Genomic DNA, 13,989 nt, shown 5'->3' with positions numbered 1-13,989 from the left:
CGCCCAAGGACGGGCGTCTGTTTCTAAACCTCCAATTTCAGGGTCTATTCTTTCAATATTCCTCCAATTTCAGGCTACCCAATGACAGAATCAGTAAAAACAGATTACACACAAAAAGAACTTCTAACTTGGCTAAAAAGCCAGCGAACCCACGCCCAAGGTCGTTTAAGCAGAGCGATTGCATTAGGCTCGTTGAATGGCATATTAATGATCGTTCAAATGGCTATTTTAGCTGGTATCATCAACGAAATTATATTCTCAAACAAAGCTATCGCAGAAATAAAACCATTATTATTTGGCTTAGTTGCCATCATCATTATTCGTACTATATTCGGCTATATCAGTGAGCGATACAGTCGCCATGCAGCCATGCTAATCAAAGTGTCAATTAGACAACAGTTGTTGCAGCACTTGTTCGCAATGGGTCCCGCAAAAACACAAACTATCGGCAGCGCTAAAATAGCCCAACTGCTGCATCAAGGTGTTGACTCACTCGAAGATTACTTCTCCGGTTACTTACCTATTGTCGCTTATTGTTCGGTGATCCCAAGCGCTATTTTATTTGCCGTATTCCCGATGGATTGGCGTTCAGGTTTAGTCTTAATGTTAACAGCACCAATGGTACCGATGTTTATGATCATCATTGGCCATAAAGCACATGATTTAAACCAAAAACATTGGACTAAACTACTGCGCATGAGCAGCCATTTTCTTGATATTATTCAAGGGCTGACTCAGCTTAAAATATTCAACGCATCGCGCCAAGAAATGGCTGCAGTAAAAACCATTAGTGAAGACTATGGTAACCAAACCATGGGGATCTTAAAGGTCGCCTTTCTTTCTTCATTCATGTTAGAGTTTTTGGCCTCTATTGCCATTGCGCTTGTTGCTGTGATCTTAGGTTTTAGACTTTATTATGGTGGTGTTGATTATTTATTAGCGCTGTGGGTATTGTTACTGGCCCCGGAATTCTATTTACCATTTAGACAATTAGGTACTCAGTATCACGCCAAAATGGCGGGGGTTACCGCAGCCCAAGATATGCTACAAATTCTCAGTACACCAATTAAAGAAAACCAAACTGAAACGCAGTTTAAAGCACCTTTCGATATCACCTTAGCAGATGTTAACTTCACCTACTCGGGTCGTAAAAACACGCTTAAAAATATTAACTTAACACTATCTAATCACGGTTTATATGCTGTTATTGGCGAAAGTGGCGCGGGTAAGTCAACGCTGATCGATACCATCTTAGGTTTTAATACCCCTGATAGTGGTTCAATGACGATCAACGGTACTAAACACACATCCGCAGAGCGTGATGCTTGGTTAAATCATTGTGGTTGGATCGCACAACAAGGCCACGTTTTCTACGGCAGTCTTGGTTTCAATATTGCGTTAACAGAAGACTATGACGACGCTAAAATACAACAAGTATTAACCAGTGTCGGCCTTGCTGATTTCGTATCGCAATTAAAAGACGGGTTAAATACCCATGTTGGTGAAGGTGGTGTTGGTATTTCTGGTGGTCAATCTCAACGATTAGCATTAGCACGCGCATTTTACCACCAGCCGGATGTACTCATTCTTGATGAGCCAAGCAGCCATTTAGATAAAGATACCGAACAAATTGTCAGTGATAGCATCGCTGAATATGCAAAACAACATTTGGTTATTGTTATTGCCCATCGTTTACATACCGTGATTGACGCGAAACAGATCATTGTATTAGAACAAGGTCAAATTATCGAACAAGGTAGCCACACAGAATTACTTGAGCTAAATGGCAGCTATGCAAATACTGTTAACATCGATATGGAGATAAACGTATGAATCCATTAGTTAGATTGATGAGACTCCTTAAACCACAACTCCCTTTAATGTTACTTGGTACCTTGTTGTCTATTATTACCGTGATGGCTAATATTGGCTTACTCGCGATTTCCGGTTGGTTCATTACCATCATGGCCATTGCAGGACTGTCTGGTGTAACAGCTAACTATTTCACGCCTGCCGCCATTATCCGTTTTTTAGCCATCGTACGTACAGCAGGTCGATATGCTGAACGTTTGTTAACTCACCGTGCAACATTTAATACTCTTGCTGCATTACGTTACTATTTTTATACACGCTTAGAGCCTTTATTGCCCTACTACCGTGTTAACTTTAAGTCAGCAGATATCCTTGCTCGTTTGCAGCAAGACATCGATGAACTTGATAACTTTTACTTAAGAGTGTTACTACCGGCATTACTTGCTATTTGTAGTATTCCACTTGTTGGCTTGGGGGTGAGTTTTATTTCATCCGATCTCGCGTTTGTTATTGTCGGAGCATTAATTCTTGTCGGTTTTATTTTACCAATATTCATTTTATTATTAAGTAAAAAACGCGCACAACAACAAGCCAAACTCTCGAGTGAGCTAAAAGTTGAATTAGTCGACGGCATGGCATCAATGCGTGAATTATTGGTTTATCAAATATCACTGCAATATCAAAAGTCGATTCATCGTGTGTCTGGAAACTATCACCGCGCTGAATTACATTTACACCGCCTGCATGCATTAGCCACTGCTTTAACATTTTTAGCCATTAATACAACCGTGTTGGCAAGTATATATCTACTCGTACCTCTGGTACAAACTGGCGATTTAAAACCGGAATTTGTTGCCAGCGCTGCGCTACTTATTCTAGTCTGTTTCGAAACAGTCATTAATATGCCCCTCGCCTGCCAGATTTTACCTAAAGTGCATGACAGTGCCGCTCGCTTGTTCGAGATTATTGATAAACCTATCCCCGACCTAGGTGGTGATACATTAGTAACAACAGGTCCAATTAAGTTTAATGATTTGAGTTTCACTTATCCTGATGGTCATGACAGTGTATTAAAAGATATTGACCTTACCATTCAACAAGGTGAGAAAGTTGCGATTATCGGTGCCAGTGGTGCGGGTAAATCAACCTTAGTAAATCTATTAATGGGATTCTGGCCTATTCCCCCATCGAACAATACACCAAGTTCGGATATGGTCAGTAGGCTACAGCCAGGTATCACCATTGATGATATTGACTTAAATGAGTTGAATACAGAATCATTACGTGAACACGTTGCATTAATGAGCCAAAACAGCCATCTTTTTCATGCAACGATTGGTGATAACCTTCGCTTAGCAAACCCGAAAATAACAGAGTCACAAATGCGTGATGTATGTCAGATTGTGGGGTTAATCGATTTTATTGATGAACTAGAAAATGGGTTTAGCACTTGGTTAGGAGAAACAGGCTCTGGTTTATCTGGTGGTCAAAAGCAACGTTTATGTTTAGCCCAAGTGTTATTGCGAAATGCAAAACTACTCGTTCTCGATGAGCCAACCAAAGGACTTGATCGTCATAGTGAAAGAACAATCATTACAAGCCTATTTGAACAGCTTGAGCAATCACGACAAAGTTTACTTCTGATCACGCACAAACCATTAATGTTACAAAAAATGGATAAAATCATCGTCATGGATGCAGGGACTATCGTTGCCCAAGGGGATCATAAAACCTTAATGGAAACCAATGATTATTACCGAAAACTGCTAAATTACTTCTAAGCACAGTTCATTAATATGTTATAGCAACAACCTATTAATCAAACAAAAATGGGTAATACAATTAAATGTATTACCCATTAATCAAATTGGCTTAGGCGCCTCACTGACTAACCCTTTATCATTCAACGTCTTATATAAATCATCAACACGCTGCTTATTCACCCCAAAATCTGACTTACCTAATCTCGATGCTGACCTAACCGCAATGATGCCATCTTTCAAACGAAGATGAAGTTCAAAGTCATCGACAAATCGCATTAAAGTACTCGTACTTTCGACATAAATATAATCGGTCGTTTCTATCATAATTTCCATATTGTGTTGCGCATGTAAATAGGATTTAATTTCAGACCAAGCCAATTCCGCACTCGCTTCTAGTTTGAAAGCTGGCACATAATGACTTTCGTCTAAACTGTCACTTGATACGCAATTCGGTGATTCAGGGCAAGCAGCTAACTTTGAGTTCACAACACCAAGGTTATCAGGCGGAGTACCTGTACAAGCGGCCAGTAATACACTCCAAGTCAGTACGAATATAGAACGAGTGAACATGCGAGAGGTGAACATTTTAATCCTTGTAGAGTAATTTATAATTTACACCATTTAACCATAAATTGAATAAACAGCAAACACGTCATATTTATCCAAGTGCTTGCTGTAAATATTAACTCACTGATTAAGATTGGGATAAACTATGACTTAGTCGGTTTTTCTGCATAATCATTATCACTGTAATAACCGTAATAATATTCAGAATCAGCAACACCATCGGTATTAACGTGGTTCATCACAATCCCGACTAAATTGGCGTCTACTTTAGCAAGACGACGAATGCCGTTTTGCACTAATCTTACTCGTGTCGCTTCGCTTTTAATGACATAAATAATCGCGTCTGTGTGTAAAGATATAATCAATGAATCACTGACTGCTTGAATCGGTGGCGTATCAATAACTATCCGATCATAAGATTGTCTGAGGCTTTCCAATAATTGCTTAAAACGTTTTGAGGATAGTAATTCTTGCGCATTCTTCGGTGTTGGGCCGCACGTCATTACATGAACACCCGAGGCTGGATCCACGGTAATACAATCAGATAAATTAGCATTACCCGTTATCACTTGTGCAAGTCCAGGTTTATCTTTTGGAATACGAAAGTTCTTTGCCAAACTTGGTTTACGCATATCAGCATCTATCAGTACTGTTTTTTCGATCTGAGCTAACGAGAACGCAATATTTGTCGCGGTTGTAGACTTACCTTCATTAGGTTGAGATGAAATGATCCCAATCACTTGATTAACCCGCAGACCCTGTGCAAGTAGGAAACTCGTGCGTAATGTCCGCACTGATTCAGAAAACTGGCGGCCATCGTCATTAAAAAAATAATGTAAATCTAAATCTTGATTTCGTTTTCTAGCAACCTTGGGTAATACACCTAACACAGGTAGTCCAAGCTTAGTTTCTATATCTCCCACAGAGTTGAAGTTGTCGGTAAAATATTCTTTAATGAGTAAATAAGTGATATGTAATAATACCGTTAATATAAATACAATAATAACTACTATTTTAGTACTTAACGTAACCGGTTTATTTGGTGCTTTAGCTCTGTCAGTAAAACGTGCTACAGCTGCATTAAAATCACTCGTTAGCGCCGTTTCTTTAGAGCGTTCTAGAAACGTATTATATAATTTCCGGTTACTTTCTACGTCTCGCACTAACTTTTGATATTCATTATCTTTACCGATAACATCTTGAAATTGATTCTGAATATTACTGTATTGCCTTTCTAATGCCGAAACATTACTTTTCTTGGTTTTTAGTTCTCTCTCCAAACCTCTTACTAATTTAGAAATTTGTGTTGTCAGATGCTTGTTCACCGTATAGAGCTCTGATTTTGCTGCAATAAGATCGGGATGCTTACTACCATAAATTTGTGATAATTCCGAAACTTTTAATTTAGCTTTTACCTTTAAACTTTTGATACTTTGAATGACCGGGTGTGATGTAATCTCTGGTATTGACTCTAATCTCTCCAGGTTTTTAACCCCAAATTCATTAATCGCACGAACAATACTCCGTAGCTGATTCACCTCATTCTTAGCTTCAACTAATTGATAAGACGTTTGCTCAAGTTCATTACTCACTAAACCGGTTAATCCTCGTCCACCTCGATCTTGTAAATCAATGATATTTTCATCTTTACGATATGCTTGTAATAGCGTTTCAGATTTATCAAGACTCTGGCGTAAACCCTCAAGTCTTTTTGTTAACCAGTGAGCTGCATTTTTATTAATAGATGATTTTATCTCAAGGTCTTGTGCTATATACGCCTCGCCGACAGCATTGGCAATCATTGCAGCAAGTGCGGGATCTTCACTCTCAAATGAAAGCTTAACAAGCTGTGTTTTTCTAATTGGCGTCACGGTTAAACTTTTTGAAAACTGCCTTAAACGCGAAATTTTCACTTGTTGACTTTCAAGTTCTTGATTACCTATATCTGTCGCTGATTGTGGTACGCCACTGATATAACCCGCACCAATGTTCTCCGCAAATTCACTATCAATATTCATAATAAATGATTTAAGCAGAGGTGAAGCATCAAGAATATACGCGACGGCTATATCACGCCAACTCTCACGTTTTTGAAATGATGGTTGCTGTTGTAAATTTAAGCGGTCAAATACAGTTTCCGCAATTGATCCCGATTTAAGAATCTCAAACTGAGTTAGATAATACTCTTTTCTATTTGAATCAAGACCTTGCACTGAATCAAACGAAACAGCTTGCGCTTGATTTGCTTCGATTAATAACGTGGCAGAAGCGCGGTATAGCGGTTGTTCTTTTGATAAATACAACGCGGCACAGAGAGAGACAAAGACAGACAGTAAAAGAATTCGCCATTTATAGCGCTGGATAACATGCCAATGTGGTGAAGGTAGCACAATGTCTTTATTGACCGACGATTTATTGAGACTCTGTTCAAGTTTATCCATTAGAAAAACCTTTGCTTAATCAAAATGGTATCACCAGCATTAACTTTATACGTTAAGCTTGCGTTTATTTGCGTGTTTTTATTCTTTTCTTTAAATAAATATATTTTTTGTTTTGATGCGCGTTCAGTTAGTCCGCCAGCCAACGCTATCGCTTGGTTTACCGTTAAACCAGGCTGATATGAATAACCTCCAGGTTTATTAACTTCACCGTGTATATAAAAAGGTCGGTACTCAACGACATGAACATAAACATTTGGATTAACGAGGTAATCTCCTTTCAAACCGTTATAAATCAATTGTTCAACTTGCTTAACCGTTAGACCTGTTACCTTTATTTCGCCAAAAAACGGATAATTAATTTGACCACTATTACTCAGTAACGTCTCTACCGTCAGATTTTTTTGTCCGAAAACTTTAATTTCGACCTTATCACCAGGCCCTAAAATATAAGATCCCTTTGCCAATACAGGTGTTTGTATTAAGAGCAATAATATACAAAAAAAGATACTTTTCATTACACTGTCCTTTAAAGCGTCAATGTTAAACTAGCGCCGACAACATTTTTATCATATTCAAATATCGTATTTGTTGAAGTATTTCTATCCCAAAGTCCAAATAGGGTGATGGCAATATTATCGGTAAAGTCATAGTTAAATTTAATCTTGTAACCGTCCGTATCATCAACTCGAGATATACCACTGTAATCGTCTGTGAATTTATAAACCCCTACAGATGAATAAAAATACGATGTCCAGTTATGCTTCCAATCAAGCTTGTACTTTGTTTCAAGCACATAATCTCCATCAACATCAGGGTCTTTCGTTGTTTGAGACGTTGACAACGTAATTTTTGAATAAGTCAGCGGACGCCAAACACCACCAATATTCCAGCTAAAACCCGTAAAGTCTTTACGGCCTTTATCATCAAATTCTTTTGCTTGTCCACCCAATTTAATGAACCCATGGACGACGGAAGATGCTTTCCACTGCATACCTAACAATGCAGTATATACATCGGAATCGCGATTTAGATCCCCAGGTTTGTTATAATCATAACCAATAGTTTCGGCATTTATTTCAATAAATACATCGGTATGTGCTCTTGTAGAATAGAAAAATATTGAGCCCAATAACAATGAGTCGTGATTACTTCTTCGGGTAATAGTTTCAAAGTTAGAATATTCTTTTTCGTAAAATTTTGCGTTAAATGCAAGGCGCCCTTTTGTTTGCAAGGCGCCATATTCATATTTTGCAGACAGCGTCTTTTTACCATATGTAATAGGTTCGTTAGTTAATTCATAATTCAGCTCTGTCAAACCACTGCCGCGCGGTTCCGCTAACCATTCAGCTTTAAGGTTTATGTCTAGACGGTGCGTGTCACTGGGTTCTAAATGCACATTAAAACCCAACAATCCGTCCATATAATTATCAGCAGAGCTTGCTTCATAGATACCTTTTTCAGCTTTAGCATCAAGGCTAAAGTAATTAATACCATCATCAAGTTTTAAATTTATCATCGGAATAACTGTGATGATAGAGCTACTTGTGCCGTTATTTTGTTGCTTATAAATATTATCATCTTCTACAATACTCACTTCCAATGACGGTTTTACAAATAGCCCACCATCAGTAATGTATGTATCTTGGGTGTATGCAACAGCCCCTCCACTCAACAAAACTAAGCCTAAGCCTAAGCAATAGTAGTTATCTTTGAATGCTTTCATTCTGGCTCACCTCGTAGGTTGATATACCGAGTTTTGTTCATACTTTACCTCTCAAATAGCTAATATGTGTTCTCGCTTTTTAAGCAGGTCAATACAGTTAAAAGCATAATTTTGAAATCAAACCAAATTGACCATTGCAAAATATAATAAAGATCAAACTCAATACGTTTCTGCATTTTATCTAATGTATCAGTTTCCCCTCGCCACCCACTGACTTGGGCCCAACCGGTAATACCAGGTTTAACATGATGTCTTAACATGTAAAATTGAATGAGTTTACGATATTCTTCATTGTGTGATACAGCATGAGGCCGAGGGCCAACAACTGACATGTCTCCCATCAGTACATTAAAGAATTGCGGGATCTCATCAAGGGAACTGCGACGTAAAAAACCACCGAAAGGGGTAACACGTTTATCGCCTCTTGTTGCCTGTGTTAGCTTCCCGTCAGACTCCATTACTGACATACTTCTGAATTTGTATACAGTAATTTTGTCACCGTGTAGTCCATAACGACTTTGCTTGAACAATACTGGACCAGGGGATGTAAACTTTAACGTTATTGCGATAGCAAGATACACAGGGGAAAGTACTATTATGGCGATTAGACTTACTAAAATATCTTCAAATCGTTTTAACCAAACTTTGGCACCTAAATAAGGGGATTCAAAAATACTTAGCGCATCAACTTTACCAATATGGGTAACACGGCCATGCATAACATCAGAGAGCATAAATGCGGGTAAAACATAAACATCGACAGTTGTGTCTGATAATAAGTTAATAATTTCTGCGATACGTTTCTCGGCTGAAATAGGTAAAGCAATGAACAAAACGTCAATTGAGCCATTTTTAGCTTCAAAAATACCCGCAGAGATACTACTCACTACCGTCATGCCTTTAGGTAAACGTTCTGCGTTTCTATCATCAAAGAAACCCACAAAATCAAACCCAAGTTCATCACAATGACGGATCTCATGATATAAATTAGCCCCTGTTGACGTTGCCCCTAATATAGCCATTTTTCGTAAGTTTATGCCCAATTTACAGCGTACAACAGACCATTGATACTTCAATACTCGCCACGTAAAACAACACAAAAATGCCACAAAGTACCAGACATTTAAGACATAACTCGGAAACTCAAAGGATGCTTCCAGCCATGTACCAATACCAAACAATATTAAAAATGAAGATATAAACACAGCAACGACAGTCATCAGGACTGCAATAAACCTGCCTACACGCCATGATTGATATAAATTAAGCGCTTCTGCAATATATAAAAAAACGACGGCAGTCGTTAACGCTATAATTATATATTCTTGTGTCATTCGAAGGTTATAGCTGTGAATTACAATAAAAAAAGAAAACGTAACACAACTTAAATCTAAGAAGCGATAAACAAAAGAATAATTGGCAGTACTTACCTTAAATGTATTAATAGGTTTCAAAATACGATTCCTTAACAAATTTAAAGTAGTCACATTTTGAAAATGAACTACCGAGCTAAATAAATAATTCGCTCATCCAATGAATATGTCATTGATAATCCATTAATTATTTTCTTCAATGAAGATAGTAGCATTAAGTTTAAAATACTAATTAAGCATCTCACTAAATATAGCAGCGATTTTTTTTATGGCAGTAGCATATATCACTTTTCATAAGAATATATGTAACATCAGCAGCCTGGGGGCAGCATAATAATTCAGAAAGAAAAGATAAAGCAGTCGATAACTTTATATAATCAGTGACTCAGCTATAATCCTAAGTCCGGTATTAAGAAAAGGATTTAATATGTTTATAACTTCTTTTCACTACTTTCGAGGCTTTGCCATATTAATTATCATCGCAGGACATGTCCATGTAGGTAATAGTGAAGCGGATTATCCAATATTCACGAACCTAGTTTCAGGGTCTACAGCTTTATTTGTATTCATTAGTGGTTATTTATTTCAACATTTACAAAAAGGTGTGTTTAACTATCCCTTGTATTTAAATAAGAAGTTTAAATATGTAATTCTGCCATATTTAATCTGCTCCAGCCCAGCTGTTATTAACATAGCAATGACTGGTAATTTTCACCCACTCCTAGGAAATGTAACGACTATCGAAGGCAGTGCAATAAATATATTAACAGGTAGGCATGTTACTGCGTATTGGTACGTCCCCTTTGCTGTATTGCTATTCATGAGCGCACCAATTATAGTGAAGTTCTCATCATTAAAACATAGTATGCAATTATCAATACTCTTTATATTTTCAATTATCGCAGTCTATGCTCACCGTCCTATAGGCGGACTCAATCCGTTTCATTCTTTCCTCTATTACATCCCATTTTATTTATTTGGAATTTATGCGGTGGTAAATCGGCACCTAATTTCAAAAATAAAGAAATACAATATTATTTTTTTCATAACAACGGTACTACTCGCTTATTTTCAAGTTAACGTCATGGATGTAATTGGTAGTAGCCATAAAGACTTATTTACATTCTCAGGCATTGATATTATGTATCTACAAAAGGTTTTTTTATTGTTGTTTGTGATGACATCGTTAGACTTAATTGAAAATAAAAATGTTAAACCTCTTTCCTTCTTTGCTAATATATCTTTTTCACTCTATTTCATTCATGGTTATGTATTAATATTGTTGGCACGTTTATCTATCAACGACATATTGTTAAATTATGGTTTCAATGAAATTAGCGCGATGCTTATAAAGTTCACTCTTGTAGTTGCAATAAGTTCGTTATTATCTATTAGTATCATTAAACTATTAGGGAAACGAAGCCGGTATTTTATCGGAAGTTAATATATATTATAAATAGTCATTTAAAAACAACCTTACTTTTCTTCTTATAATAAAAACGAATAGAAATATTAAAGCCAGCGGCACGATTACATTCGCGATATTATAAAAACTGTCAGCATAATTAAAACTATCAGGCTTTATGCTTTCTGTTTGACCAAAAAAAATATTGAGTAAACTAGTTAACACAAAAGAAGATAAAATAATGAAAGGCTTCAACCTTTTAACCTTAAATACAAAGCGATGTAATACATAGAAACATTGTATGTAGTTGAGGATAAAAGCTGCCACTAGACTGGAACACAATACGGTCATATCCCCGATATAAACACCGAATATAATGGCAGACACATTTACAACCGATGAAAATACACCACAATAAAACATATGTTTTGTAGCTCCCATCGCTTGGTACAAGCCTCCAGTAGAACTTAAAACCATTTGCACAGGGATTGATAAGGCTAATATTTTCAATAGCTCACTCACTGCTAACCACTGAGAACCAAATAGAATGAAGATAATATCGTTTGCATACCAAAACATGATTGTAGCCGTCAGTATCCCCAAAAAAGACAATTTATAGGCCAATTGGTAGTAAGCAGTAAAAATTATATCAGGCTGACTTTTATATCGTGTCAGTACGGGTTGAAGTGCAGGTGTGATCGCAAAAGTAAATAATTGCAATGGATAACGCATAATTTGGTATGTTTTTTCATAGAAACCAACGGTCGTAACACCAAAATATTTCGCCACTAATAAAGTATCTAAATTTCGCGAGAAAAAATTAAGGATATTAAATCCAAGTTGAAATTTAGCTATCGCAAACAAGGGTATAATACTTGATATTTTGATGCCTATTTTGGCTTTACCTATTTCAGTATTATTTGAAAAACGATGATAAAAAATGAAACGTCCTATTGGCGTAACTAATATTTTTATCGCTAAGGCTACAACCCCTAGCCCCATAAAATAAAGTAGAATACAAACCATTAGTGCAATTAACTCTGCCATTATTTCTGCTTTCCCAATAATAATAAATTGGGTGTCCTTTTGTAACGATGCCAATGGCAGCATTGAAATTGCAGAAAAAAAGACACTCAAGGCTAAAACATATGTGAGTAAATTGACATTCATTAACTCAAGCCAATTCGCTAGGACAGGCGTAATATAAATAAATAATAATGACAACATAAGACCAATGATTAATGTCGCACTAAAGATACCATCACGCTCTTCATCATTAATCGAGTCTTTGTGTATAATTGCAGGCCCAAGACCTGATGTGGCTAACAGTTGAAAGAATAAAATAAGAACTTGTAACGCAGCTAACGTACCAAAGTCATTGGGAGTGAATAATCTTGCTAAAATAGCCAGAGATGTGATTTGTAGGATATAAAGTGAATACTTGCCTATCAGACTATGAAGAATACCTTTGTTTAATTCGTTATTTATTTTACTCATAATGAGATAAACCTATCACTAAGTGAGTAATCGGTCACTCAGCACCGTGAATTACTTCATGCTCATTGATAACTTCATCCCTAATCATATAAACACCAGATGAAATAACAATCATCACCATCAAAAACCACGCCATGTTAGCGTCCCTAAATATACTGGACTCTGTTACATTTTGTAAAATGGGGATGATTAATGCCGTATGGATAAAGACACTATTCGATTTCAGCATTGAGAGCACAAAAAATATAAAGATAAGCGATGAACCAACAACGCCAAACTGTAGAAGTAATTGCAAGTAACCATTATGAGCCGATGATATATATTGTAAAAAGCTATATTTATCATCTAATACAAAGGGGATTACACCTACTTCAAAGTAACTACCGTAGCCATAACCAAGTGTCATTTTGTCAAAAAACTCAAGATCATAATACAATGAGTCCCAAATAATACCCCGGCCAGTAAAGAAATCTGCATCAACATATAATGCAATATGCTGATAATCATTCATGTGATAACTGACGCCCGGTATAAAAATAAACACCGAAAAAAACGTAATCGCGAGTATCGACATTACTACTTTTATTTTAAAAATACTAAGTTGAATTAATATAAAATATGTCATACATAATACAATACTCGTCTTACTTTGGGTAATTAATAAAAACGCAAACAAAATAACAAGTAAAACGTTGATAGAACGACTATTTACATCAAAAGACTTAATCCACATATAGCTAATAACAATCAGCACAGCTAAATTGACGCCCATCGTATTCTTGGACTTAAAATAGCCTGCCAAATTTAAACCATCATTAAATCCGGCGCCTTTAAAAATAGAAAAAATGATCATTAAAATACAGATGACGATCGCGACTTTAAGATTAACATCAATACTTTTGTGATAAAATGAAAAGCAAAATGCAATTGATACAGACGCACAAAATACCATTTGAAATATAGCTCGCTTCATTGTTATTAACGGATAACTTGACCAACTAGCACTCAGCAAAGCAATGAAACAGATGACTAGTAAAATAGAAAGCTTGTTTATCAACACCAACTTAAGATTATTGAATTCTTTATTTATAAAAAACCGAAACGAAAAAAACAAGAACAGAGAAATCCAAAAAAGTTGTTTAAATATATTACTCTCTGCAAGACTACCAGTAACCACGTCTAATTCATGATCCATCATACTAATCTTACTTGTAAAATCAGGTGTGAAAACACCTAAACAATACAATAACATAAACAACAAACCATATTTTTCAAGCCAAATAAGCACATTCATACAGAACCAACTAGGACGTTATATCTAAAGCAAGAGTAGATAAATACATTTAAGGAGACAGATATCAATTATTTCAGCATAAATATGATATTAGACGTTAGGTATGATTTTGGC

The 13,989-nt window shown here is 36.4% G+C and carries 10 protein-coding genes; 3 read left to right on the top strand and 7 right to left on the bottom strand.

Features of this window, described 5'->3' with window-relative positions:
* Positions 1–81: 81 nt before the first annotated feature.
* Both cydD and cydC read left to right on the top strand, forming a co-directional pair.
* Positions 82–1,833 carry a thiol reductant ABC exporter subunit CydD gene (cydD, locus tag HWV02_RS11110; RefSeq protein WP_211690489.1) on the top strand — a complete coding sequence of 584 codons (1,752 nt, stop codon included), beginning with the start codon at positions 82–84 and terminating at the stop codon, positions 1,831–1,833.
* Positions 1,830–3,593: a thiol reductant ABC exporter subunit CydC gene (gene cydC / locus HWV02_RS11105; protein WP_211690488.1), complete on the top strand. Its 1,764-nt coding sequence runs from the start codon at positions 1,830–1,832 to the stop codon at positions 3,591–3,593. Before cydD ends, cydC begins: the two co-directional genes overlap by 4 nt.
* An 81-nt stretch (positions 3,594–3,674) precedes the next feature.
* Here cydC and HWV02_RS11100 read toward each other — a convergent pair whose 3' ends face one another.
* From HWV02_RS11100 to HWV02_RS11080, 5 genes are all read right to left on the bottom strand, one after another.
* Entirely contained in the window at positions 3,675–4,160 is a 486-nt protein-coding gene (locus HWV02_RS11100) for a DUF1499 domain-containing protein (protein ID WP_211690487.1), read from the bottom strand.
* Positions 4,161–4,285: 125 nt separating this feature from the next.
* A complete protein-coding gene (locus HWV02_RS11095; protein WP_211690486.1) occupies positions 4,286–6,583 on the bottom strand; it encodes a polysaccharide biosynthesis tyrosine autokinase in 2,298 nt (765 codons plus the stop codon).
* Entirely contained in the window at positions 6,583–7,098 is a 516-nt protein-coding gene (locus HWV02_RS11090) for a polysaccharide biosynthesis/export family protein (protein ID WP_211679686.1), read from the bottom strand. The genes HWV02_RS11095 and HWV02_RS11090 overlap by 1 nt, the downstream gene beginning before the upstream one ends.
* Positions 7,099–7,109: 11 nt before the next feature.
* Entirely contained in the window at positions 7,110–8,306 is a 1,197-nt protein-coding gene (locus tag HWV02_RS11085; RefSeq protein WP_211690485.1) for an outer membrane beta-barrel protein, read from the bottom strand.
* A 59-nt stretch (positions 8,307–8,365) separates the two neighbouring features.
* The gene (locus HWV02_RS11080; protein ID WP_211679684.1) at positions 8,366–9,760 is read right to left on the bottom strand and encodes an undecaprenyl-phosphate glucose phosphotransferase; all 1,395 of its coding nucleotides are present in this window, start codon (positions 9,758–9,760) and stop codon (positions 8,366–8,368) included.
* Positions 9,761–10,106: 346 nt separating this feature from the next.
* On the opposite strand from HWV02_RS11080, the gene HWV02_RS11075 reads away from it, so the two are divergent.
* On the top strand, positions 10,107–11,123 hold the full coding sequence (locus HWV02_RS11075; protein WP_211690484.1) for an acyltransferase: 1,017 nt from the start codon (positions 10,107–10,109) through the stop codon (positions 11,121–11,123).
* 6 nt (positions 11,124–11,129) lie between these two features.
* Here the strand turns inward: HWV02_RS11075 and HWV02_RS11070 are convergent, their stop codons facing one another.
* Both HWV02_RS11070 and HWV02_RS11065 read right to left on the bottom strand, forming a co-directional pair.
* The gene (locus HWV02_RS11070) at positions 11,130–12,581 is read right to left on the bottom strand and encodes an oligosaccharide flippase family protein (RefSeq protein ID WP_211690483.1); all 1,452 of its coding nucleotides are present in this window, start codon (positions 12,579–12,581) and stop codon (positions 11,130–11,132) included.
* A 34-nt stretch (positions 12,582–12,615) separates the two neighbouring features.
* The gene (locus tag HWV02_RS11065) at positions 12,616–13,875 is read right to left on the bottom strand and encodes an O-antigen ligase (RefSeq protein ID WP_211690482.1); all 1,260 of its coding nucleotides are present in this window, start codon (positions 13,873–13,875) and stop codon (positions 12,616–12,618) included.
* Positions 13,876–13,989: the final 114 nt, after the last annotated feature.

The sequence above is a fragment of the Moritella sp. 28 genome (assembly GCF_018219435.1).
Classification (GTDB): Bacteria; Pseudomonadota; Gammaproteobacteria; order Enterobacterales; family Moritellaceae; genus Moritella.
This window is presented reverse-complemented; position numbering and strand designations above follow the sequence as displayed.